We start from the raw sequence: 22,627 nt of genomic DNA on the forward strand, positions 1-22,627 counted from the left end.
TGGAAATGACAGTGGAGTCGTTGCAGTCGAGCGTCACGTTCGTGGCCGCTCAAGGTACCGAGGGCGGCGGCGCCGCCCTCAACGAGATCATCGGCCTGTCCGTGGGCGGGCTCGTCATCGGCGTCGCCCTGCTCTGGATCGGCTACCTCCACCGAATGCGCAAGATCACCTGGTTGCACAACCTGGGTGAATGGACCGGCCGGAAGTTCAACCGACCGGCCTGGGTGGCGCTGCCGATCGCGTTGTTCATCACGACGATCATCAGCGCACTGTTCGGATTCATCTGGGACGTCAGCCTGCACATCGGCAACGGCCGCGACTCCGGTCCGCTCGCGAACCCCGCGCACTACTTCATCCTGTTCGGTCTCTTCATCCTGTTCGTCGCCGGCTGCACCGCATGCGTGCTGCCCTACGACAAGCCCGGTCCGTCGGCCGTGCGCATCACCCGGCACTGGTACGCCCCCGTCGGCGGCATCCTGATGGCCGGCTGCGGCCTCTACGCACTGATCGGCTTCCCGCTCGACGACGTCTGGCACCGCATCTTCGGCCAGGACGTCACGCTGTGGGGTCCCACCCACCTCATGCTGATCGGCGGCGCCGGCTTCTCGACGCTGACAGCGCTGTTCCTCGAGCACGAGGGCCGCCGCGCCGTGGGTGAGGACAAGCCGAAGGACGGCCCCGGCATCAAGTTCATCCAGTACCTGGCGTTCGGCGGCATCGTGATCGGCCTGTCGGTGTTCCAGGTGGAGTTCGACTTCGGCGTCATGCAGTTCCGCCAGGTGTTCGAGCCGATGCTGATCGCCGCCGCCGGTGCCTTCGCACTGGTGGCCGCGCGGATCATGTTGGGCCGCGGGGCTGCCATCATCGCGGCGATCCTGGCCCTCGCACTGCGCGGCATCGTCGCGGTCATCGTCGGCCCGGTCCTCGGCGCACCGATCAACTGGTTCGCCCTCTACCTGGGCGCCGCCGTCGTCGTCGAGCTGATCGCGCTGACCCCGCTGTTCAAGAAGCCCCTGCTGTTCGGTCTCGTCGCCGGCCTCGGCGTCGCGACCATCGGCCTGTGGCTGGAGTCGTTCTGGATCGACGCCGTCTACCGCTACTCGTGGCCGACGAGCATCTGGCCCGAGGCGCTCGCCATGGCCGTGCCGGTCGCCGCACTCGTCGGCGTGTGCGGCGCGATGGTCGGAATGGTGCTCACCAATCAGAAGCTGCCGAGCCGTGCGATCGGCATCGGCATCGTCACCCTCGCGGTCATCGCCATCGGCGGCGCCACCGCCAACGGTCTGCGCTACGACGTGCCGCAGAACGCCACGGCGTCCTTCACGATGACCGAGGCACCACCCATCGGCGATCAGCGCATGATGACCGCCGACATCCGGATCAACCCGCCGGACCTCGTCAGCGAGGACCCCAACTGGGTGTCGGTGCTGGGCTGGCAAGGCGGACTGGACAACCAGCGTGGCATCTTCGTCGACCAGCTCGAGAAGGTCGGCCCCGGCCACTACGTGTCGACCCAGCCGATGCCGGTGTCCGGATCGTGGAAGACGCTGCTACGCCTGCACGACGGGCGGACCCTGGCCGCGGTCCCGATCTACCTGCACGGTGACCCCGGCATCGGCGCACCCGAGGTGCCCGCCGAAGCGTCCATGACGCGGCCGTTCGTCTCCGAGATCACCATCCTGCAGCGCGAGCGCAGTACCGACATCCCGCAGTCGCTGTGGCTGATCGGCTGCCTCACCGTGCTCGCCGGCACGCTGATCATGATCGCCGGCCTCACCTGGGGCGCGGGTCGACTCAACAAGAACGAGCCGACCAAGAGCGTCTCGGACCGGCAACCGGAGCCCTCCGGGCAGGCATGACGTCCACCCCCGAGGTCGAGTTCCTCGCCGACCACTCGGCACTGCTCGCCATCCCGGCGTTCGCCCCGGCGATCGCCGTGGTGGGAGTGGTCGTCTGGATCGCGATGCGCGACCGGCTCCGAGGCGACGACGAGGACGACGACCTGCACAGCGATTCGCCGGCCTCGTCCGGCGAGGATGGGACACCGTGAAGACCCCTCTGACCCGGACCCTGGTCGCTCTCACGGCCGCAGCTCTGGTCACCGCAGGCTGCAGCGGATCGACCGACACCGCCATGAGTAGCGCTCCCGCGCAACCGAGTTCGGGCGCGCCGGCGTCGACGGGTGCCCCGGCGCTCACCGACGATCAGAACCCGCCCGCGCGGGTCACGGTCGACGTCACGATCGCGAACGGCCGGGTCACCCCGACCAACGACCAGGTCGACGCAAAGGTCGGCGAGCCGATCGTCGTCCGGGTCAACAGTGACGCCGCCGACGAACTGCACGTGCACTCCAATCCCGAGCACTCGTTCCCGATCGAGGCGAAGAACGGCCAGCAGTTCCAGTTCACCGTCGACGTGCCCGGCAAGGTCGACGTCGAACTGCACGAGCTGAACAAGACCGTCGCCACCATCGCCGTTCAACAGTGACGACGGGTCCCACCACCGAACTCCTCGCGCACGGGCTCGGCGGATCGGCCGACCTGCCGATCCCGGTGACCTATGCGCTCGTCGGCGCCGCGTGGGCATTGACGTTCACATTCGCCGTCGTGGCGCTGGCGTGGAAGAAGCCGCGCTTCGATCCCGCCACGCAGGGCCGGCCGCTGCCGCAGTGGGTCACCGCGGCCGTCGACTCGCCTGCCGTGCGCTGGACGATCGCGGTGCTGGCGCTGCTGCTGGCCGTCTGGGTCGGCGTGGCGACGGTCGCGGGCCCGCAGACCGGTGAGAACGCGCTACCCGGCGTGTTCTACGTGCTGCTGTGGGTCGGTCTGGTCGCGCTGTCGGTGCTGATCGGACCGGTGTGGCGGCTGCTCTCACCGGTCCGCACGGTGTACCGGCTGCTACCGATGTCCCGGCGCCGACCGCCGGCGGCGTATCCCGTCCGGCTCGGCTACTGGCCCGCGGCGTTCGGCCTCTTCGCGTTCGTCTGGCTCGAGCTGGCCAGCCCCGACCCCGGCTCGCTGACCGCCGTCGAGACGTGGCTGCTCGTGTACCTCGCGGTGACGCTGGTGGGCACGCTCGTCTTCGGCACGCGGTGGCCATCGAACGCCGACCCCTTCGAGGTGTACGGCATCGCGGCCTCCCGTGCCGCCCCATTCCGCCGCAACGACGACGGCCGGATCGCCGTCGGCAACCCGTTCGACCACCTGCCGTCGCTGCCGGTCCGGCCGGGCACCGTCGCCGTACTGGCGGTGCTGCTCGGGTCGACGGCGTTCGACAGCTTCTCGGCGATGCCGGGGTGGCGCGGGTTCGTCGACGACGTGTCGTCGGGATCGGTGTGGCTCGCCGTCCTGGTGCGGACGCTGGGCCTGCTGACCTTCGCCGTCGTCGTCGGCGTGACGTTCAGCCTCGCCGCGCGTGCGACCGGCGGCGTCGACCGCGCGACCCGCCGCGAGCTGCCCGGTCTGATGGCGCACTCGCTGATCCCGATCGTGATCGGCTACGTGTTCGCCCACTACCTGACCTACCTCATCGAGCGTGGTCAGCAGACCGTGCTGCGCCTCGCCGATCCGTTCGGCTCGGGCTGGCTGGGCGACGCCGGGGTGTCCTATCTGCTGTCGATGCATCCCGCGGTACTCGCGACCCTAAAGGTCGGGTTCGTCGTGCTCGGCCACGTCGCCGGCGTGATCGCCGCCCACGACCGGGCGCTGCGCGTGCTGCCCAAGCGGCACCAGCTGACCGGGCAGTTGGCGATGATGCTGGTGATGGTGGGCTACACGTTCACCGGGCTGTACCTGTTGTTCGGCGGCTAGCCTGACACGCATGCGCGCGCTGATCGTCGTCGACGTCCAGAACGACTTCTGTGAGGGCGGCTCGCTGGCCGTCGAGGGCGGCGTCGAGGTCGCGCAGTCGATCAGCGCGCTGCTCGCCCACCATGACTACGACCACGTCGTCGCAACGAAGGACTACCACGTCGACCCGGGCGGTCACTTCTCCGACGAACCCGACTTCCGCGACTCCTGGCCGCCGCACTGCGTGGTGGGCACGTCCGGCGTCGAGTTCCACCCGGCCTTCGATCCGAGCGCCGTCGAGGCCGTGTTCCACAAGGGCCACTACTCGGCCGCCTACAGCGGATTCGAGGGCGTCGACGCCGGTGACGACGCGACGACCCTGGCCGATTGGCTGCGCGCCCACGACGTCGATGCCGTGGACGTCGTCGGCATCGCGACCGACTACTGCGTGAAGGCCACCGCGGCCGACGCGGCTGCCGCCGGTTTCACCACCCGGGTCCTGCTGGACCTGACCGCGGGGGTGTCGCCGACGACGACCGCCGACGCGGTGGACGCCTTGCGTTCCGCGGGCGTCGAGGTCGCGGGTTAGGCCTCGAGCAGCGCCTCGGTGGCCACGGTCCGTCGGCGCTTGACCGCACCGACGACGAGGTCGACGACGACGAACGCGGCCAGGCTGATGCCGAACAGGGGGAGGAACCAGCCGACGGCGACGGCCAGTACGACGACGGCCGTCAGCGCAGCCGGGTGCAGGGTGCGGAGCGTGCCGCGCAGCGGCGGTCGGCCCGCGGCCCATGCCGAACCGCGCGTGGGTCGGCGCTGCCACCACATCCGGTATCCGCGCACCACGATCGTGATGAGCCCGATCGCGACGAGCGCCAGCACCAACTGGTTGGCGATGCCGAACAGGATGCCCATGTGCGCACCGATCGCCCAGTCGGTCAGCTTCGCCAGGAACGGCCAGTCCGCGAAGTTCACCCGGTCGGTCACGGCACCCGTGTCGGGGTCGACCGAGATGGCGTCGTATCGGGTGGGCCAGTCGCGCTTGTTCTCGGCCACCTGCCAGCCCTCGCCGTGCTCGGCGGGCGGGTACATCCACATCGGCCCCTCGAGGCCGGCGTCCGCCGCCGAGCGCAGCGCGGTGTCGGCGCCGTAGAGCAGGCCGTCGCCGCCCGTGGGCGCCGGCATCGCGCCGTGCTGATGTCCGCCGACAGCGGTGTCGGGTCCGGCGGCGGCCAGTGCGGTGTCGACCGACGGCGCGGTCATGTCGAGGTGCGCCTGCACCGCATTGACCGACTGGCCGCCGTAACGCGACCACGTCACCCCCGTCACCGACAGGCCAAGCAGCGCGACGACGATCCACACGCCGACGGCGCCGTGCCACGACAGCGTGCGCCGACGGTCCTTCTTCTCGCGGTCGGGCAGCGCGATGCGGTTGAGCTTCCTGGTGTCCCGCCGGTGCAGGTACCAGAGCGCGAGGCCCGCGAGCGAGATCACCCAGAGCCAGCTCGCGGCCAGCTCGCTGTAGTTGCGGCCGATCGCGTCGAGGTGCAGGTTGCGGTGCAGTTCGTCGAGCCACGCCCGCAGCGGCATCCACTGCCCGAACGTCGTCAGCGCACCGCGGACCTCGCCGGTGTAGGGATCGACGAAGACCGTCCGCGCGTAGTCGGGCGGGACGTCGTCCACCGCGAGCGTCACCTGCGTGGTCTCGTCGGCGCCGTCGGGAGGACGGATGCTCTCGACCGTCCCCTCGGGATGCGCGGCGCGCGCCGCCTGGAGCTGGTCGGCCAGCGGCAGTCGCTGGTCGCCCACCTGGTCGACCGTCAGCTGGTCCCGGTAGACGAACTCGTCGAGCTGCGGGACGAGCGCGTAGAGCAGTCCGGTGACCGCGGCGATCAGGATGAAGGGGCCGACGAAGACGCCGGCGTAGAAGTGCAGGCGGAGCAGGATCGGGCGCAGACCGCGGAGTCGTCGTCGCGCGGGAGCGGGGTTCGGGGCAGGGGTCGTCATGACAGGTGGCCTTCGAGGCAGGGCGGCGCGCGGGAGCGCTGGGAAGCGCACGGGCGCGCCGCGAAGAGGGGTCGTCGATGCGAGGCGTCGACGGCGGAGGCCGTCACGCCGGCCGTGGTCACACGGCGGAGGGCACGTCGAGAGAAGTCAGTGGGCGACGGCCACGGGCGGCGCGCGCATGCCCAGCGCCGATGGCATGAACGCCGATGTCACGACGACGCGGGAGCGGGTGCGGCGCACCGGCCGGCAGACCGGTCGCGTGGCCGCGGTCGCGAACAGCCGCAGCCAGGACAGCACCGAGGCGCCGACCACGTAGAGGTACTCGGCCGCGCAGATGACGGCGCCGAGGACCAGTGCTGCGGTGGCGTGCGCGGCCAGCATCGGCGGGGTCATCCCCATGCCCGCGTGGTGATGGCCGGTCGCGGCGAAGATGACGTGGGACAGCGCCTGCCCGACGCAGAGCGCGATGACGACGGCGACGAGGCACAGCCGGCGGTTCTGCCGACTCACCTCGCCCGCGACGGCGCCGGTGATCGCGCAGGCCAGCACGGCGGTGACGAGGGCGCCACCGTGCGGTACGCCGCCACCGCCGAATGCGTGGGCCGACGTGGCGACGAGGACGGAGGCCGCACCGACGAGGCCGCCGCGCAGGCCGCGTGCCAGCGTCGACGGAGTCCTCACCGTCAGCACCCTACTACTGCCCCTAGTAGTGCTCCCGGTGGCGGAAATCTTCGCCGGTGACAGTTCCCACACCGCCGGCGCCGCTGGTTTGCACGGGGCGGTAAACGGGCAGATCACAGCGTGCAGCCACGCCCCATACCCCGGTAGCAGCGTCCTGCTCACCATGCTCGGTCACCCGGGTACGTCGTATCGTGCCCTGACCACCGACACCACATCAGCAAGAAGGATGACCCCTTGACTCAGGTCTCTATCCCCAACGCCGTTCCTCAAGAGGTATGGCGCGGCAAGGCCTACCCGCTCGGCGCCTCCTACGACGGCTCGGGCACGAACTTCGCACTGTTCAGCGAGGTCGCCGAGAAGGTCGAGCTGTGCCTGTTCGACGCAGACGGCGTCGAGACGCGGCTGACGCTGCCCGAGGTCGACGGCTTCGTGTGGCACGGCTTCCTCCCCAACATCGAGCCCGGCCAGCGCTACGGCTACCGCGTGCACGGCCCGCACGACCCCGCCGAGGGCCACCGTTGCAACCCGAACAAGTTGCTGCTCGACCCCTACGCCAAGGCGATCGACGGGATCTTCGACTGGAACCAGTCGCTGTTCGGCTACGACTTCGGCGACGAGGACAGCCGCAACGACGACGACTCCGCCGCGAGCATGCCGAAGTCCGTCGTGATCAACCCGTTCTTCGACTGGGGCATCGACCGCCCGCCGAACCACGAGTACGCCGACTCGGTCATCTACGAGGCGCACATCAAGGGCCTCACCGAGACGCACCCGGACATCCCCGATGCGATGCGCGGCACCTACGCCGCCGTCGCACACCCGGCGATCATCGAGCATCTCAAGTCACTCGGCATCACGGCCATCGAGCTGATGCCCGTGCACCACTTCGCCAACGACTCCACCCTGATCGACAAGGGCCTGTCCAACTACTGGGGCTACAACACGATCGGGTTCTTCGCACCCGACTCGAAGTACAGCAGCAGCGGCACCCCCGGCGGGCAGGTGCAGGAGTTCAAGGCCATGGTGCGAACGCTGCACGAGGCCGGCATCGAGGTCATCCTCGACGTCGTCTACAACCACACCGCCGAGGGCAACCACATGGGCCCGACGTTGTCGATGCGCGGCATCGACAACGCGGCCTACTACCGGCTGGTGGACGACGACAAGAAGTTCTACATGGACTACACCGGCACGGGCAACAGCCTGAACGTCGGTCACCCACACTCGCTGCAACTGATCATGGACTCGCTGCGGTACTGGGTGACCGAGATGCACGTCGACGGGTTCCGCTTCGACCTCGCCTCCACGCTCGCCCGCGAGTTCTACGACGTCGACAAGCTGTCGACGTTCTTCGAACTCGTGCAGCAGGACCCGACGGTGTCGCAGGTGAAGCTCATCGCCGAGCCGTGGGACGTCGGCCCCGGCGGCTACCAGGTCGGCGGGTTCCCCCCGCAGTGGACGGAGTGGAACGGCAAGTACCGTGACACGGTCCGCGACTTCTGGCGCGGCGAGGACGCGACGCTCGACGAGTTCGCCTACCGCCTGACCGGCTCGTCGGACCTCTACGAGAACACCGCCCGCCGACCGGTCGCGTCGATCAACTTCGTCATCGCCCACGACGGCTTCACGCTGCGGGACCTGGTGTCCTACAACGAGAAGCACAACGAGGCGAACGGCGAGGACAACAACGACGGCGAGAGCAACAACAGCTCGTGGAACTGCGGTGTTGAGGGTCCGACCGACGACCCCGCGGTCAACGCGCTGCGCTCCCGTCAGGAGCGCAACCTGCTGACCACTCTGCTGCTCTCGCAGGGTGTTCCGATGATCTGCCACGGCGATGAACTCGGACGTACCCAGGGCGGCAACAACAACGGGTACTGCCAGGACAACGAGATCACCTGGATCGACTGGTCGACAGCCGACGAAGGACTCCTCGAGTTCACCCGTACGGTGACCGCGCTGCGTGCCGAGCACCCGGTGTTCCGGCGCCGCAGGTTCTTCAGCGGCAAGCCGCTCGGCAGGCGTGGCCCCGAGGGTCTGCCCGACATCGCGTGGTTCACCCCCGAGGGCACCGAGATGACCGGCGAGGACTGGGGTTCGGGCTTCGCGAAGTCGGTCGGCGTCTACCTCAACGGTCACGGCATCCCCGACCGGGACACCCGCAACCAGCCGATCGTCGACGACTCGTTCGTGCTGCTGTTCAACGCCCACTTCGAGCCCATCGAGTACACGCTGCCCCCCAACGAGTTCGGCGATCGGTGGAAGACGGCGGTGCGCACCGACGGCGGCGACGAGGAGTTCGTGAACGCGGCGGGCACCATCACGGTGGACGCGCGCACCACCATCGTGCTGCAGGCCGTCGCGGCGGAATGACGACCATGCTGACCGACGCGATCAGGTCGACGATCTCCGCGGTGCTGGGGGACGTCGGCGGACTGTTCGGTCAGCAGGGCGTCGTGTTCACCGCGACGCTGACCATCGACGACGATGCCCGGTTGCCCGGAGGTACGGAGCTGCTGGTGCCCGGACAGCGGGATGCGCTCGTGCGCCTCGCCCCGGTCACCGACCTCGGCGTGCCCCGCACGGTGTGCGTCAAGGTGCCGGACGCCTACGGCGGCGGACGCGGGCAGGACTTCCTGCTCGCGTCCTCCGCCGACGGCGCGCCACTGCACCACGCCGTGGTGCCCACGTCGTCGCCCGACCACCTGTACTCGTCGCTGTGGCTGTACCTGGCCGGCATCGAACCCGTCGCCTTCGGGGCCCGCGTACACACTGCGGCGCCGGGCCCCGGTGACCGGATCGACTTCCTCGTCAGCGGGGTGCTCTCGCGGTTCCGGACGATCGGCTCGCTCGAACTCCACGACGAGGCCACCGGCGCCGACGTCACGTTCGCGGCGTCGACCACCGGCGGCGGGCTGCGGGCGCTGCCGCCGGCGTCGTTCTACCGCGGGTAGCTAGTCGACGACCTGGAAGAACGACTCGCCGTCCTCCGGCGTGCCGTCGATTTGGCCGCGCTCGGTGCCGTGCACGTCCGGGTCGAGACGGTCGAGTGCGTCGTCGCTGACGAGTTCGAGTCCGCCGCCCTGGTCGGAGTCGTGTGACTCCGTGGGCGCGTCCTCCTCGCCGTCGGCCGTCACGTCGGGCTCCTCCTCGGCGAGCCGCTCGTCGAGCGTCTCGTCGTCCTTCGCCTCGATCCAGCGCTCCGGCGGGTCGACCACCTCGTCGCCGTCGTCGTTCCGCACCTCGTCGGAGTCGAGGGATTCGGAGGGTTCGAGGGGGTTGTCGTCGAACCCGGCGTCGGAGCCATCAGTGGTCATGCGCTCATTGTGGCGCTGCATCCTGGGATTCGTGCACCCGGACCCGCGGTGGGCGCGGTGTTCTGTTCGGGGACATCGCTGACACCGATGTGTCTGGGGACATCGCTGACACCTGAGTAGGGCCGCGACCAGGATGGTTCATGGCCCAGAAGGTGACGGCGATGGACATTCGGATGGCTGCGGCGGTGGCCGGGCAGTTGGACAATGTGGCGGCGTTCTGTCGCGACGAGCGCATCAGTCGGCAGACGTTCTACAAATACCGCCGGCGCTTCCGCGAGGAAGGATCGACGGGTTGCGGGACCGGTCCCGGCGCCCGTCGACTTCGCCAGGGCAGACCTCACCCGAGATCGAGGACATCGTGGTGCGCCGCCGCAAGCAGTTGATCGAACAGGGCCGCGATCACGGCGCCCAGTCGATCGTGTGGTCGTTGCAGCGCGACGGGTGCCCGCGGTGCCGTCGCCGTCGACGGTGTGGCAGATCCTGACCCGCCGCGGTGCGATCACCCCGCAGCCGCAGAAACGTCCGAAGTCGTCGATCAAGCGCTTCACCTTCGACCGGCCCAACGAATGTTGGCAGTCGGACTGGACCCGATGGTCCCTGGCCGACGGCACTGCGGTCGCCATCGCGGGCAGCCTCGATGACCACTCCCGCTACGCGGTAGGTCTACGCGCCGCCGACGCCGACGCTGACGGCGCATTGGTCTGGTCGGTCATTCTGGCCGGTATCGCCGAGTGCGGAATACCGTCGATGTCGTTGTCGGACAACGGAATCGTGTACACCGGAAGATTCCACGCCCATGAATCGGCGTTCGAGATCAACCTCCGAGCCCTCGGCGTACGCGCCGTCAACTCGACCCCCTTCCATCCGCAGACGTGCGGCAAGATCGAGCGCTTCTGGCAGACCCTCAAGAAGTGGCTCGACGCCCACGATCCAGCAGCCTCGCTCACCGAACTCAACGCCATGCTCGACGAATACCGCACGTTCTACAACCACCACCGGCCGCACCGAGCCCTACGGGGAGCGACCCCCGCCGAGGCGTTTCGCGCCACTGTCAAGGCCTGCCCCGCCGACCGTCCGCTCCCTGGGCCGCTGTTCGTATCCCGCCATCGCGTCGACCAGATCGGCGGCAACCTGTACGTGCCGCCCTACCGCGTCAACGTCGGACTTCGATGGGCCGGCCACGACTGCATCAGCATCCGCGACGGTGACCACATCACCATCTTCAGCGGCAACCGCCTCGTTCGCGCGTTCACCGCCGACCCCACCCGCAGACACCAACGCGGCGACAAAACCACCCGTACCTATCGCACCCGCGAACCCCACCAGGCACCATGAGTGTCAGCGATGTCCCGCGACATATGTGTCAGCGATGTCCCGAGACACCACACCGCGGTGGGCGCGGTTGCGCGTGCACGAGTCGCCTGGAGATCACTCTGTAACAGAGCTAATGTGGTTGGCGTGGACACCCGCACCGAACTCGCCGCCGAACTGTTCGGCACGGTCGGGCGGTTCCGCCGAGCACTCCGCCGCTCGGCGGGTCCCGCGATCGGCACGGGCCTCGCCGAGTCGCAGGCCGAGTTGCTGCGCCTCGTCGGACGGCAACCGGACATCTCCGTGCGCCACGCCGCCGCCGAACTCGGACTGGCCCCCAACACCGCGTCGACCCTGGTGTCGCGGCTGTCCGCCGACGGCCTGCTGCAGCGCACCGTGGACCCCGCGGACCGGCGCGTCGGCAGACTGCGGCTGACGGAGTCGTCCCAGCGCCTCGCCGACGAGTCCCGTGCCGCCCGGCGGGCCGCCCTCGCCGCCGCGCTCGACCGCCTCGACGCCGGACAGCTGGACCGACTCACCGACGGGCTGGCCGTCCTCGCCACCCTCACCCGACTACTGCGCGAGGAGGATTCATGACGCCACCGCCGCCCGCCATCGACTGCCGCCACCTGACCCACCGCTACGGCGACCACGTCGCCGTCGACGACGTCAGCTTCGAGGTGCGCGCCGGCGAGACGATGGGACTGCTGGGCCCCAACGGCGCGGGGAAGACCACGGTGGTGCGGGTGCTGACCACGCTCACGCCCGTCCAGGACGGCGAGGTGCTCGTCTTCGGGCTCGACTCCCGCCGCGACACCCTCGACATCCGGCAGAACATCGGCTATGTCCCCCAACAGCTCTCGATCGAGTCGGCGCTGACCGGCAGGCAGAACGTCGACCTGTTCGCCCGGCTGTACGACGTGCCGCGCCGGCAGCGTCGTGCCCGCGTCGACGAGGCGCTCGACGCGATGAGCCTGCTCGACGTCGCCGGCAACCTGGCGGGCACGTACTCCGGTGGCATGGTGCGGCGGCTCGAGCTGGCACAGGCGCTGGTCAACCGGCCCTCCCTGCTGCTGCTCGACGAGCCCACCGTCGGCCTCGATCCCATTGCGCGCGACGGCGTCTGGTCGCAGGTGGCACGGATGCAGGACGAGTTCGGCATGACGGTGCTGCTGACCACCCACTACATGGAGGAGGCCGACGCCCTGTGCGACCGCGTCGCCCTCATGCACCACGGCGTCCTCCAGACCGTCGGCACGCCCGCCGACCTCAAGGCCACGCTGGTCACCGACGAGTCACCGGACGTCACGCTCGAGGACGTGTTCCGGCACTACGCCGGCTCCGACCTGTCCGACGACGCCGCCCGGCAGGGGCTGCGCGAGATCCGCTCCAGCAGGAGGACGCCCCGCCGTGCCGGTTGACGCGCACTCCACCACCCTCGTCCGTGCCCCACGCGGCCTGCACCGCGTGCCCGGGCTGCTCCGCAGGATGGGCGCGTTCGCGCTCGTCGAGCTGCAGAAGCTCAGCCACGACCGCAGCGAATTGGTCACGCGCATGGTGCAACCCGCGCTGTGGCTGCTGATCTTCGGCCAGACCTTCTCGAACCTGCGGGTGATCGACACCGGCGACGTGCCGTACCTGGCGTTCCTGGCGCCCGGCATCATCGCGCAGTCCGCACTGTTCATCTCGATCTTCTACGGCATCCAGATCGTCTGGGACCGTGACGCCGGGATCCTCGCGAAGCTGATGGTGACGCCCGCGCCGGCGTCGGCGCTCATCACCGGAAAGGCGTTCGCGGCGGGTGTCCGGTCGGTGGCGCAGGTGGTCGGCGTGCTGATCATCGCCTACCTCATGGGGATTCACCTGACCGGCAACCCTCTGCGGATCCTGGCAGCCATGGGCATCGTGGTGCTGGGCTCGGCGTTCTTCGCGTGCCTGTCGATGACGCTTGCGGGGTTGGTGCGCAACCGTGACCGACTGATGGGCATCGGTCAGGCGATCACCATGCCGCTGTTCTTCGCGTCGAACGCACTCTATCCGGTCGACGTGATGCCGGGGTGGCTGCGCTGGCTGTCGGCCGTCAATCCGCTCAGCTACGAGGTGAACGCGTTGCGTGCGTTGCTGATCGGGACGCCGGGCAACACCTGGCTGGACGTGGGCGTGCTGCTCGTCGCGGCCGCCCTCGGCGTGGTCACGGCCTCGGCACTGCTGCGCCGCCTGGTCCGCTAGCCCGTCCGCACCGGCGCCGCGAGGTCGTAGACCAGGTCGTCGCCCAGCTGCTGCGCCCGGTAGTTGAACGCCACCCAGCGCGCGATGTCGGCGTGCGCGTGCGACGACATCCCCCGGTGTCCACCTCCGGTGGTCGTGACGTAGTAGGCGACGCGGTGCGCGGCGACGGCCTCCTGGAACTGCGCGAGGGTGGGCGCGGGATCGGTACCGGAGAAGCCGCCGATGGCCATCACCGCGGTGCCCGTGGACAATTCGAGTGCCGCCGCATTGCTGGACCGGTCGATCGCCGCCGACCACTCGGTGTGCGTCGCCTTCAGCATCGTGTCCAGGTGGGGGTCGTCCTTCGTCCGCCCCCACGACGACGCGAGGTGGCCGGTCCGCGCCGGGCCGACCGACGGGCCGCCGCCCTGGTGCGCGACGTCGACGGTCGCGACCGCATAGGCGCCGCTGCCGGCCAGGGCGCCCGCCACCGCGACGGCGACCAGCGATGCCGCCACGCCGGTGCGCCGCGCCGCGAGCACCCCGAGCAGCGCGACGGCCGCGGCCACGGCGAGCACCAGGATCGCCCAGCGCAGCCCCGGCAGCCAGGTGACGTTGCGGCCCAGCACGAACCAGTTCCACAGCCCGGTGCCCAGAAGCACGCCGACGAGCGCGATCCGGCACCAGAGCGTCTCGCGGCGGGCCCAGGTCTGCTGCACGCCGATCGCGAACATCGCGGCCACGGCGGGCGCGATCGATAACGTGTAGTACGGGTGGATCATGCCGTGCATGTAGCTCAGCACCAGGCCGTCGACCAGGAGCCACCCGCCGAAGAGGACGGCCGCGGCCCGCACCCGGTCGGTGCGCGGTGCGCGACCGCGGATGGCGAGCACCACCACCAGCGCGGCCACCGCCCCGGGCAGCAGCCACCCGATCTCGTAGCCGAACTCGCCGCCGAACAGACGGCCGATGCCCTGCACCTGGTTGCCGTAGGGGCCGAGATCGGCCAGCCGTGCGGGAGGGCCTGCGCCGGCACCGATCTGGCCCGCGGCGCCGTGGTTGCGGCCGACGATGCGGCTGAGCCCGTTGTATCCGAGGACCAGGTTCATGAAGCTGTTGTCGGTGGAGCCGGCCAGGTAGGGCCGCGACGACGCCGGCCACCACATCGTCAGCAGCACGAACCACCCCGCCGACGCCGTCATCGCGGCGGCGGCGCCGAGGAGGTGGAGCAGTCGGGTGCGCAGCGCCACCGGAGCGGCCAGCAGGTAGGCCGCCGCCAGCGCCGGGGCGGGCATGACGCCTTCGAGCATCTTGGCCAGGAACGCGAAACCCAGTGCCACACCGGCCAATGCGAGCCAGCGCAAGCCGTCGCGCTCGAGCGCCCGCACCGTGCAGTAGGCGGCCGCCGTCATCAGCAGCACCATGACGGCGTCGGGATTGTTGAACCGGAACATCAGCACGGCGACCGGCGTCAGCGCGAGCGCCAGGCCGGCGAGCAGACCGGCCGTGGGCCCGCAGATGCGGGCGACCGCCGCGTACAGCAGGGCCACCGCGCCGACGGCCATCAGCGCCTGCGGGATCAGCATGCTGGCGCTGCTGAAGCCGAACAGCTGACCCGACAGACCCATCACCCACTGCGACAGCGGCGGCTTGTCGACGGTGATGAAGTTGTGCGGATCCAGCGATCCGAAGAGCAACGCCTCCCAGTTCGACGACCCGGCCTGGGTGGCGGCCGCGTAGAAGCCGTTGCCCATGCCGTTGACCGTGATCCTCCAGAGGTAGAGGACCGCCGTGCCGACGAGCAGCGCGCCGAGCGCGATCCGGCGCCACGGAACCGCCGAGCGGGCAGGCGTGGTCGTGGTGGGCGCAGTCGTCACACCGTCCAGTGACTCATCGCTACCCCGGCGCCGACCTGTGCGTCGGCCGTCAGGCTGCTGCGAATCCGGTCAGCCGACCAGTCGGGCGATCGACTCCATCGGGATCGGCAGCCAGGCCGGGCGGTAGCGCGCCTCGTAGCCCGCCTCGTAGACCGCCTTGTCGAGCTCGTAGGCGGCGAGCACGTCGGCGTCGTCGCGCGGGTCGGCACCGGCGGCCGCCGCGTAGCCCTCGCAGAACGCGGCGCGGTTGCGGTCCGCCCAGTCGCGCGCGCGGTGCACCAGGTCGTCGGCCGGGTCGCCGCCCTCGACCAGCCGCTGGTGCGCGGCGTACTCGTAGGACCGCAGCATCCCGGCGACGTCGCGCAGCGCGGAGTCGGGCCGACGCCGTTCGGGGAGCGGCTGCCCCGGCTCGCCCTCGAAGTCGATGACCAGCCAGGTCTGCGGGGTCCGCAGCACCTGACCGAGGTGCAGGTCACCGTGCACCCGCTGCACCGAGATGGCGCGGTCGGCCAGCCGGCGGTAGCGGGCCTCGATGCGATCGACGTACGGCGCGAGTTCCGACACCGACGCCGCGACCACGCGCAGCCGCTGCACCAGGGTGTCGACCGGGAACGCCACCTCCGAGACACCCAGCTCGTCGGCGAGGGTCCTGTGCACCGACGCGACGGCCTCGCCCAGTGCGCGGGACTCCTCGGCGAAGCTCGCCGCGCCGTCACCGGCGGCGTCGGCGGCGAACAGCTCCCGCGTGCTGGCGGTCGCGGTGTCCCAGCCCTCCGCGGATCCCGCCGCGAAGCGCGTCACCATGCCGAGCGCGTAGTGCTCGCCGTCGAGGTCGGTGTCGATCGACCCGAGCAGCGTGGCGACGTGGTCGTTGCCGGCCCGCGCCAGCACCCGGCTCAGTTCGATGTCGGGATTGATCCCCGGCGTCACGCGTCGGAACGCCTTGAAGATCGCCGACGTCCCGAAAACGACGCTGGTGTTGCTCTGCTCGGCGCCCATCACCCGGGGCGCGGCGCCGACGGGCAGTTCGGCGTCGGGCTCGCGGAGGAAGCGGATCGGGCCCACGGTCGACGACGAGTCGATCAGCGCGAGCAGGTGACGTCCGGCCTCCGGGTCGTACAACCCGTCGAACGCGGTGCGGGACCCGTCGGTGCCGATGGCCTGGAATCTCTCCGCGTCGCCCTGCTCGGAGTTCTCCTCCCACCGGACGACCACTTGATATCGCGCGGTGGAGCCGTCCGAGTAGTCGGTGTCCAGCAGCACCAGATCGAGATCGTCACCGAGCGGCACCGCCAGCGTCTCGCGCACGGCGGTCAATTCGCGACCGCGACCCGCGTACCACCGTTGCCTGGTCAGCCATTCCTCATATGCGAGCGTCATCAGCCTTCAGAGCTACCCACCGCGGAGCGGATCGAATCACTCCGCAGTGGCGGCCTCGGGTACGGGCAGCGCGCCGCGCTCGATCTCCGCGCGCGCCTCGTCGCACAGCGCCGCGGCCGCGCCGTATCCGTCGGCGTGCCGGGTCTGGACGTGCTTGCCCGCGCGATCGATCTGCACGGGCCAGCGTGCGATCCCAGTGACTCGCAGCAGCAGGACCACCGGCATCACCGCGAGCTGAAGGACCAGCTCGATCATCGAGATCACCACGAACACCGCGATCACCCCGGTGTAGAAGATGATTCGGCCGGCGGTCCAGACGATCCAGAGCAGGACGCCGAGGACGGCGAGCACGACCTGGACGACGATGCCGTGCTCGGCGGTGTCCTCGGCGTCCTCGGTCTGCTCCTCCTCGGGCGCGCTCGGTTCGTGTGCGAGCGCCTCCCGGAACGACAGCGCGCGGCGCCACGGGTACCAGCGGCGCCGCACACTCCAGGACGCCCCTGCCGGGTCGACGACGCGTGCGGGCATGGCGCCACCTCCCCTCGGCACTCTCCGGGCATCGGCCGGATCAAGATCACGTGCGTTGCCGAGTGTCGCACGCAGGTCGGCGTCGGCGCTGGCGAATCGGCGCGCTGACCGGCGGGTATAAAGTGCCGACGTGGCCACCCCATCACGCCCCCGCGACCACGGCGACCCGGGCGACGCCCCCTCCGCACCGCCTCCGCTGACGCCCGTCGTCAACGCCACCAGGCCGTCCGCGGCCGAGGAGGCGCGCACCATCGCCGCGTCCACCAACACCGGAACGCTGGCCACGCTGACCGCGACCGGCGACCCGTGGGCGTCGCTGGTCACCTACGGCCTCGACGGTGGCTCGCCCGTGCTGTGCGTGTCCAACCTCGCCGAGCACGGCCGGAACCTGCACGGCGATCAGCGCGCGAGCATCGCCGTCGTCGCACCCGCCACGGAGTCCGACCCGCTCGCCAACGCCCGGATCACGCTCGCCGGCGTCGTGCGTAGGCCCACCGACGCCGAGCACGACGCCGTGCGCCAGGCGCACCTCGACGCCGTCCCCGCCGCGAAGTACTACGTCGACTACTCCGACTTCACCCTCTGGGTGCTCGACGTCGCCCGGGTGCGGTGGGTCGGCGGCTACGGCCGGATGGACTCGGCCACCGCGGCTGACTACCTCGCGGCGTCGCCGGACCCCGTCAGGTCCGCGGCCGCCGGGGCCATCGAGCACCTCAACGCCGACCACGCCGACTCCCTGACGCTGATGGCGCGCACCCTGGGCGGCTACCCCGACGCCAGCGCGGCGCTGTGCACGGACGTCGACCGCTACGGTCTCGACCTGCGGGTCACGTGCGACCGCGGCATCGCGTACACCCGGATCGGCTACGGGACGCCGATCGACTCCACCGACCAGCTCCGCCAGGCGGCGGTCGACCTCACCCGTCGGGCTCGCGAGGGCTGAGCCTCGGGTCGTACGGGCCGATACGATCACCGCATGCCTGATGCGAGCGACCGTCCGGACACGTGGCACGCCGCGTTCGACCTGATCCGCACCCGCGGGTACGAGCGTCGGGACGAGCCGTTCAAGCTGGCGAGCGGCCAGCTCAGCCACGACTACGTCGATGGCAAGAACGCCATCGACACCGGCGCACGGCTGACCGTCGTCTGCCGTGCGGTGGTCGACCTCGCCGACCGAACGGGCATCGAGTTCGACGCCGTCGGTGGGCTCACGATGGGCGCCGACCCGCTGGCGCACGGCATCGCGATGGTGGCCGACAAGGCGTGGTTCTCGGTGCGCAAGGAACAGAAGCAGCGCGGCCGCGAACAGTGGGTCGAGGGCCACCGCCTTCGGGCGGGCACCCGGGTGCTGCTCGTCGACGACGTCATCAGCACCGGCGGCTCCACCGAGATCGCGTTCGACCGGGTGGTCGCTCTGGGTGCCGTCGTCACCGGCGTCATCCCGATGGTCGACCGCGGCGACGTCGCGACCGGGCGCTTCGCCGCGCGCGGCGTCCCGTTCGCCGCGCTGGTCACCTATCGCGACCTGGGCATCGAGCCGGTCAAGGACGTCTAGCCCCACCGCCTCGCCACCCCACCGCCCCACCGCCTCGCCGCCGAGTGTTGGCTTCTGTCACGGGTTTTCGCGAAAACCGTGGCGGTAACCCACGTTCGGCGAGGGAGGCAGCGGCTAGACCACCAGCAGCCGCGTCGGCTCTACTCCGACCGTGACCGTGGCACCCGGCTCGAACGTCCGCGCCGCAGCGCTGGAGAGCTGCGCGTCGACCACCGTGCCGTCGGCGAGCGCGACGTAGACCCGGGAGATCGGGCCGAGGAACGCCACCGACTTCACCGTCGACGTGCCCGCGGGGTCCGCGGTCACCGTCACCGACTCCGGCCGCAGCAGCGCCGTCCCCATGCCCGAGGCGATCGAGCCCGTGAGCGTGGGTACCGACGCGCCGAGCAGCAGCGCGCGGCCACCCTCCACGCGTGCGGGCACCTTGTTGTTCAGGCCGACGAACTCGGCGACGAACGGCGTGGCCGGGTCGGCGTATACCTGCGCGGGCGGCGCCAGCTGCTCGAGCCGGCCCTGACTCATGACGCCGACGCGGTCGGCGACGGCCAGCGCCTCCTCCTGGTCGTGCGTGACGAACAGCGTCGTCGTCCCGACCTCCAGCTGGACGCGCCGGATCTCGTCGCGAAGCTGCACCCGCACCTTGGCGTCGAGCGCGGACAGCGGCTCGTCCAGCAGGAGCACGCTGGGTTGGATCGCGAGCGCCCGCGCCAGTGCGACGCGCTGCTGTTGACCGCCGGACATCTCTGCGGCGTACTTGTCCATGTGCGCGGAAAGGCCGACTAGTTCCAGCATCTCGGCCCCGCGCGTGGAACGGTCGGACTTGCCCCTACCCCGCACCTTGAGGCCGAACTCGACGTTCTGCAGCGCCGTCAGGTGCGGGAAGAGGCTGTACGCCTGGAACACCATGCCCATGTCGCGCTTGTTCGCGGGCACCTTGGTCAGGTCCCGGCCGCCAACCGAGACCGTGCCCGACGTGGCCTCGTCGAGGCCCGCGAGGATACGGAGCGCGGTGGTCTTGCCGCACCCCGACGGGCCCAGCAGTGCGACGAACTCGCCCGGCTCGATGTGCAGGGTCAGACCGTCGAGCGCCTTCACGGAGCCGTAGACGCGGGTCAGGTCGGTCAGCTCGACGCCGACCCCCGTGGTCGATCCGGCACCGGTGGTCATGATCTACGTCTCCGTCTGGTCAGCATGGAAAGGGCAAGCAGCAGAACGAGACCGAACAGCAGCACGGCCAGCGACGCGGCCACCGAGGTGGGGCCGTCGCTCTTGCCGATGGCGACGATCTGCACCTGCAGCGTCTCGAACCCGGACAGTGAGGCGATCGTGTACTCGCCGAGCACCACGGCCACCGAGATGAACGCGGCCGACAGGACGCCCGACCAGATGTTCGGCACCACGACGCGCAGGATGGTGGTGGTCCATCCGGCGCCCAGCGACCGCGCGGCCTCGGCCAGCGTGCGCAGGTCGATCGCCGAGAGTGCGGCGTCCAGCGACCGATAGGCGAAGGGCAGGACGAGCACCACGTAGACGAACGTCAGCGTCAGCGCCGACTCGCCGAGCAGGTACGTCACCCAGAGGTAGACGTTCTTCAAGCCCACGACGATCACCAGCGCCGGGATGGTCAGCGGTAGCAGACACAGGAATTCGACGATGCCCTTCGCCCACGGTGTCCGAAGCCGGACCCAGATCATGGTGGGCACCAGGATGAGCAGCATCGCCACCACCGTCAGGAGGGCGAGCAGCAGCGACGTGATGATCGCCTCGTACAGCGCGTCGTCGGCGAACAGGTTCGCCCATGCCGCACCGGTCCGGCCACCCTGGATCAGGTTCCGGGTCGAGAAGTCGGCCATGGCGTACAGCGGGAACAGGAAGAACAGCCCGAACGCCACCCACAGGGCGCCCCGCCCAACGGTTCTCACCGCAGCCACCGCGCCGTGCGACGCACCAGCAGGTTGTAGGCGATCATGACAAGCGCCACCACGACGATCATCTCGAGCGCCAGCGCGTAGGCGAAGCCGGCCTGCCCGAGCACCACCTCCGACGTCAGCGCCGACCTGATCAGCAGCGGGAGGATCGGACTGCCCTGACTGACCAGTGCGGCTGCGGTCGCATACGCCGCAAACGCGTTGGCGAACAGCAGCAGCGCCGATCCCAGGAAGGCGGGGGTGAGCAGCGGGACCGCGACCTCGCGCCAGTACTGCCACGTCGAGGCGCCCAGGCTGACGGCCGCCTCGCGCCACTGCTCGCGCAGACCTTCGAGCGCGGGCAGGAACACGATGACCATGAGCGGGATCTGGAAGTACGTGTACACCAGGATGAGGCCGGGCAGGCCGTACAGCCAGCCCGATCCGGCGATGTTCCAGCCCAGGTGCTCGGCCGCCCACAGCGTCAGCACGCCGTTGAGGCCGATCGTGGCCAGGAACGCGAATGCCAGTGCCACGCCGCCGAACTGGGCCAGCACGCTGCACAGTGACAGCACGGTCCGCCGGATCACCGAGTCCGCGGGGCGGGTGACGATGAGCCACGACAGCAGCGCGCCGAAGACGGCCCCGAGCAGTGCGGTACTGCCCGACAGCAGCACGCTCTTGGCCAGCGCCGCACCGGCCGTCTCGGAGAACAGGGCCTGGACGCGGGCGAGCGAGAATCCGGTCTCGTCGACGACCGAGCCGACCACGACGGTGACCGTCGGGACGATCAGGAAGATCGCGACGAGGGCGAAGAACGGGAGGAGCGGGACGGAGTCCCGCAGTCGGCGCAGGATCAGCCGACCGCCTTCGCCCAGTTGCCCTCGAGATACTTGGTGGCGGCCTGGTTCTGGTCGACGGTCACGAACGTGGCGGCACCGTCGACCGGCGGCAGCACCGCATACGCGGCACGGTCGATCGTGCCCTGCGTCGCCATGGTGTCGGCACGCACGGGACGGGCGCCGCCCTGCAGGTAGAGGTTCTGGCCCTCGTCACTGAACAGGAACTCCTGCCACAGCCGGGCCGCGGCCGGATGCGGGGCATCCTTGTTGATCGCCTGGTAGTAGTAGCCGGCCACCGCCGCGTTCGGGGGGATGACGACCTTCCACGACGGGAGCTTCTTGGTCTCGGCGACGTTGAGGTAGTCCCAGTCGACGACGACCGGAGTCTGCCCGGACTCGATGGTCGCGGGAGTGGGGTCGACGGGCAGGAAGTTGCCTGCCTCCTTCAACTTTCGGAAGAACTCGACACCCGGTGCGATGTCGTCGGGCGTGCCGCCCTGGCTGATGGCGACCATCATGACGCCCGAGAACGCGGCGCCCGCCTGCGTCGGGTCACCGTTGAGCGCGACCTTGCCCTTGAACTCGGGCTTGAGCAGGTCGTCGACGCCGGCGATCGCCGGCACCTTGGACTCGTCGTAGCCGATCGACATGTAGCCGCCGTAGTCGTTGACCCACTTGCCGTCCGGGTCCTTGAAGTCGTCGGAGATGTCGCCGAACTTCTCCACCTTGTACGGCGCGAACAGGCTCGTGTTGGCCAGCGCCACCGACTGACCGAGGTCGAAGACGTCGGGCGCGGTGGACTTGCCCTTCTGCTGGTTGGCGGCGTTGATCTCGTCCTGGCTCGCGGCATCGGGCTGGGCCGAGTTCACCTTGATGCCGTACTTGTCGCCGAACGCCTTGATGATCGCGCCGTAGTTGGCCCAGTCCGGCGGGAGCGCGATGACGTTCAGCTCGCCTTCCTTCTTGGCCGCCTCTTCGAGTCCGGGCATCCCGCCGAAGTCGGCGGCCGACGTCGCTTCGCCTGCCTTGACCCCGGATTGGGTCTGCTCGCCGCCGGATTCCTTCTCCGGAGGCGCACAGGCGGTGAGGGCGCCGGTGAACACGAGCAGTGCCGCGCCGGCGGCGGCGGTGAGCCGGAAAGTCTTCATTGCCGAACCTTCTTATGAGCGGGCGGCGCGACGGTGGCCACGACACCACGGGAGGGTGACGAGGCCGGGTCGCCGGGA

The 22,627-nt window shown here is 70.0% G+C and carries 22 protein-coding genes and 1 pseudogene; 13 read left to right on the forward strand and 10 right to left on the reverse strand.

The genetic code is table 11. From position 1 onward, the window contains the following. Positions 1-5 precede the first annotated feature (5 nt). From G6N64_RS03670 to G6N64_RS03690, 5 genes are read left to right on the forward strand one after another with little or no spacing between them, the layout of a single operon-like run. Positions 6-1,859, forward strand: coding sequence for a hypothetical protein (locus G6N64_RS03670; protein ID WP_163801417.1), 1,854 nt, complete (start codon positions 6-8; stop codon positions 1,857-1,859). Continuing rightward, positions 1,856-2,050: a hypothetical protein gene (locus tag G6N64_RS03675; RefSeq protein ID WP_163795648.1), complete on the forward strand. Its 195-nt coding sequence runs from the start codon at positions 1,856-1,858 to the stop codon at positions 2,048-2,050. The genes G6N64_RS03670 and G6N64_RS03675 overlap by 4 nt, the downstream gene beginning before the upstream one ends. Continuing rightward, positions 2,047-2,487: a hypothetical protein gene (locus G6N64_RS03680; protein WP_163795649.1), complete on the forward strand. Its 441-nt coding sequence runs from the start codon at positions 2,047-2,049 to the stop codon at positions 2,485-2,487. Before G6N64_RS03675 ends, G6N64_RS03680 begins: the two co-directional genes overlap by 4 nt. After that, complete coding sequence (locus G6N64_RS03685) at positions 2,484-3,809, forward strand: hypothetical protein (protein ID WP_163795650.1); 1,326 nt, start codon at positions 2,484-2,486, stop codon at positions 3,807-3,809. Before G6N64_RS03680 ends, G6N64_RS03685 begins: the two co-directional genes overlap by 4 nt. Before the next feature lie 10 nt (positions 3,810-3,819). After that, positions 3,820-4,377, forward strand: a complete 558-nt coding sequence (locus G6N64_RS03690; protein WP_163795651.1) for an isochorismatase family protein — start codon at positions 3,820-3,822, stop codon at positions 4,375-4,377. Here G6N64_RS03690 and G6N64_RS03695 read toward each other — a convergent pair. Both G6N64_RS03695 and G6N64_RS03700 read right to left on the reverse strand, forming a co-directional pair. Then, positions 4,374-5,795, reverse strand: a complete 1,422-nt coding sequence (locus G6N64_RS03695) for a PepSY-associated TM helix domain-containing protein (RefSeq protein WP_163795652.1) — start codon at positions 5,793-5,795, stop codon at positions 4,374-4,376. The genes G6N64_RS03690 and G6N64_RS03695 overlap by 4 nt on opposite strands. 147 nt (positions 5,796-5,942) lie before the next feature. Beyond that, complete coding sequence (locus G6N64_RS03700) at positions 5,943-6,476, reverse strand: hypothetical protein (protein WP_163795653.1); 534 nt, start codon at positions 6,474-6,476, stop codon at positions 5,943-5,945. Positions 6,477-6,710: 234 nt separating this feature from the next. Here G6N64_RS03700 and glgX point away from each other — a divergent pair, with 234 nt between their 5' ends. Next, positions 6,711-8,849, forward strand: a complete 2,139-nt coding sequence (gene glgX / locus G6N64_RS03705; protein ID WP_163795654.1) for a glycogen debranching protein GlgX — start codon at positions 6,711-6,713, stop codon at positions 8,847-8,849. Then, positions 8,846-9,430: a hypothetical protein gene (locus G6N64_RS03710; RefSeq protein ID WP_163795655.1), complete on the forward strand. Its 585-nt coding sequence runs from the start codon at positions 8,846-8,848 to the stop codon at positions 9,428-9,430. Before glgX ends, G6N64_RS03710 begins: the two co-directional genes overlap by 4 nt. Here the strand turns inward: G6N64_RS03710 and G6N64_RS03715 are convergent, their stop codons facing one another. Continuing rightward, entirely contained in the window at positions 9,431-9,793 is a 363-nt protein-coding gene (locus tag G6N64_RS03715; RefSeq protein WP_163795656.1) for a hypothetical protein, read from the reverse strand. Between the two features lie 140 nt (positions 9,794-9,933). On the opposite strand from G6N64_RS03715, the pseudogene G6N64_RS03720 reads away from it, so the two are divergent. From G6N64_RS03720 to G6N64_RS03735, 4 genes and pseudogenes are all read left to right on the forward strand, one after another. Continuing rightward, positions 9,934-11,128, forward strand: a pseudogene (locus G6N64_RS03720) (IS481 family transposase). Positions 11,129-11,251: 123 nt separating this feature from the next. After that, on the forward strand, positions 11,252-11,701 hold the full coding sequence (locus G6N64_RS03725; RefSeq protein WP_246230921.1) for a MarR family winged helix-turn-helix transcriptional regulator: 450 nt from the start codon (positions 11,252-11,254) through the stop codon (positions 11,699-11,701). Then, positions 11,698-12,525, forward strand: coding sequence for an ATP-binding cassette domain-containing protein (locus G6N64_RS03730; RefSeq protein WP_163795658.1), 828 nt, complete (start codon positions 11,698-11,700; stop codon positions 12,523-12,525). Before G6N64_RS03725 ends, G6N64_RS03730 begins: the two co-directional genes overlap by 4 nt. Continuing rightward, on the forward strand, positions 12,515-13,333 hold the full coding sequence (locus tag G6N64_RS03735; protein WP_163795659.1) for an ABC transporter permease: 819 nt from the start codon (positions 12,515-12,517) through the stop codon (positions 13,331-13,333). The genes G6N64_RS03730 and G6N64_RS03735 overlap by 11 nt, the downstream gene beginning before the upstream one ends. On the opposite strand, the gene G6N64_RS03740 is transcribed toward G6N64_RS03735, so the two are convergent. From G6N64_RS03740 to G6N64_RS03750, 3 genes are all read right to left on the reverse strand, one after another. Beyond that, positions 13,330-15,189, reverse strand: a complete 1,860-nt coding sequence (locus tag G6N64_RS03740; protein WP_246230923.1) for a glycosyltransferase family 39 protein — start codon at positions 15,187-15,189, stop codon at positions 13,330-13,332. The two genes, G6N64_RS03735 and G6N64_RS03740, sit on opposite strands and share 4 nt — an antisense overlap. A gap of 69 nt (positions 15,190-15,258) precedes the next feature. After that, positions 15,259-16,569: a maltokinase N-terminal cap-like domain-containing protein gene (locus tag G6N64_RS03745; RefSeq protein WP_163795660.1), complete on the reverse strand. Its 1,311-nt coding sequence runs from the start codon at positions 16,567-16,569 to the stop codon at positions 15,259-15,261. A 36-nt stretch (positions 16,570-16,605) separates the two neighbouring features. Beyond that, positions 16,606-17,097: a hypothetical protein gene (locus G6N64_RS03750; protein ID WP_163795661.1), complete on the reverse strand. Its 492-nt coding sequence runs from the start codon at positions 17,095-17,097 to the stop codon at positions 16,606-16,608. 130 nt (positions 17,098-17,227) lie between these two features. Between G6N64_RS03750 and G6N64_RS03755 the strand changes: the two genes are divergently transcribed. Both G6N64_RS03755 and G6N64_RS03760 read left to right on the forward strand, forming a co-directional pair. After that, positions 17,228-18,040, forward strand: coding sequence for a HugZ family pyridoxamine 5'-phosphate oxidase (locus G6N64_RS03755; protein WP_163795662.1), 813 nt, complete (start codon positions 17,228-17,230; stop codon positions 18,038-18,040). A 33-nt stretch (positions 18,041-18,073) separates the two neighbouring features. Continuing rightward, on the forward strand, positions 18,074-18,652 hold the full coding sequence (locus tag G6N64_RS03760; RefSeq protein WP_163795663.1) for an orotate phosphoribosyltransferase: 579 nt from the start codon (positions 18,074-18,076) through the stop codon (positions 18,650-18,652). Positions 18,653-18,766: 114 nt separating this feature from the next. On the opposite strand, the gene G6N64_RS03765 is transcribed toward G6N64_RS03760, so the two are convergent. The 4 genes from G6N64_RS03765 to G6N64_RS03780 form a co-directional block, all read right to left on the reverse strand. Beyond that, on the reverse strand, positions 18,767-19,819 hold the full coding sequence (locus tag G6N64_RS03765; protein WP_163795664.1) for an ABC transporter ATP-binding protein: 1,053 nt from the start codon (positions 19,817-19,819) through the stop codon (positions 18,767-18,769). Next, positions 19,816-20,505 (reverse strand): ABC transporter permease, encoded by a 690-nt coding sequence (locus G6N64_RS03770; protein WP_163801420.1) that lies wholly within the window; start codon positions 20,503-20,505, stop codon positions 19,816-19,818. Before G6N64_RS03770 ends, G6N64_RS03765 begins: the two co-directional genes overlap by 4 nt. 65 nt (positions 20,506-20,570) lie before the next feature. Further along, a complete protein-coding gene (locus G6N64_RS03775; protein WP_163801419.1) occupies positions 20,571-21,416 on the reverse strand; it encodes an ABC transporter permease in 846 nt (281 codons plus the stop codon). Beyond that, positions 21,416-22,549 (reverse strand): ABC transporter substrate-binding protein, encoded by a 1,134-nt coding sequence (locus G6N64_RS03780; protein ID WP_163795665.1) that lies wholly within the window; start codon positions 22,547-22,549, stop codon positions 21,416-21,418. The genes G6N64_RS03775 and G6N64_RS03780 overlap by 1 nt, the downstream gene beginning before the upstream one ends. Between the last annotated feature and the right edge of the window lie 78 nt (positions 22,550-22,627).

It is taken from the genome of Mycolicibacterium sediminis (genome assembly GCF_010731735.1).
Classification (GTDB): Bacteria; Actinomycetota; Actinomycetes; order Mycobacteriales; family Mycobacteriaceae; genus Mycobacterium; species Mycobacterium sediminis.

Coding starts and splice junctions, on each gene's coding strand:
- G6N64_RS03715 (WP_163795656.1), bottom strand. CDS start 9,793: ATGACCACTGATGGCTCCGACGCCGGGTTCGACGACAACCCCCTCGAA.
- G6N64_RS03690 (WP_163795651.1), top strand. CDS start 3,820: ATGCGCGCGCTGATCGTCGTCGACGTCCAGAACGACTTCTGTGAGGGC.
- G6N64_RS03670 (WP_163801417.1), top strand. CDS start 6: ATGACAGTGGAGTCGTTGCAGTCGAGCGTCACGTTCGTGGCCGCTCAA.
- G6N64_RS03765 (WP_163795664.1), bottom strand. CDS start 19,819: ATGACCACCGGTGCCGGATCGACCACGGGGGTCGGCGTCGAGCTGACC.
- G6N64_RS03760 (WP_163795663.1), top strand. CDS start 18,074: ATGCCTGATGCGAGCGACCGTCCGGACACGTGGCACGCCGCGTTCGAC.
- G6N64_RS03770 (WP_163801420.1), bottom strand. CDS start 20,505: ATGGCCGACTTCTCGACCCGGAACCTGATCCAGGGTGGCCGGACCGGT.
- G6N64_RS03695 (WP_163795652.1), bottom strand. CDS start 5,795: ATGACGACCCCTGCCCCGAACCCCGCTCCCGCGCGACGACGACTCCGC.
- G6N64_RS03750 (WP_163795661.1), bottom strand. CDS start 17,097: ATGCCCGCACGCGTCGTCGACCCGGCAGGGGCGTCCTGGAGTGTGCGG.
- G6N64_RS03780 (WP_163795665.1), bottom strand. CDS start 22,549: ATGAAGACTTTCCGGCTCACCGCCGCCGCCGGCGCGGCACTGCTCGTG.
- G6N64_RS03675 (WP_163795648.1), top strand. CDS start 1,856: ATGACGTCCACCCCCGAGGTCGAGTTCCTCGCCGACCACTCGGCACTG.
- G6N64_RS03745 (WP_163795660.1), bottom strand. CDS start 16,569: ATGACGCTCGCATATGAGGAATGGCTGACCAGGCAACGGTGGTACGCG.
- G6N64_RS03730 (WP_163795658.1), top strand. CDS start 11,698: ATGACGCCACCGCCGCCCGCCATCGACTGCCGCCACCTGACCCACCGC.
- G6N64_RS03710 (WP_163795655.1), top strand. CDS start 8,846: ATGACGACCATGCTGACCGACGCGATCAGGTCGACGATCTCCGCGGTG.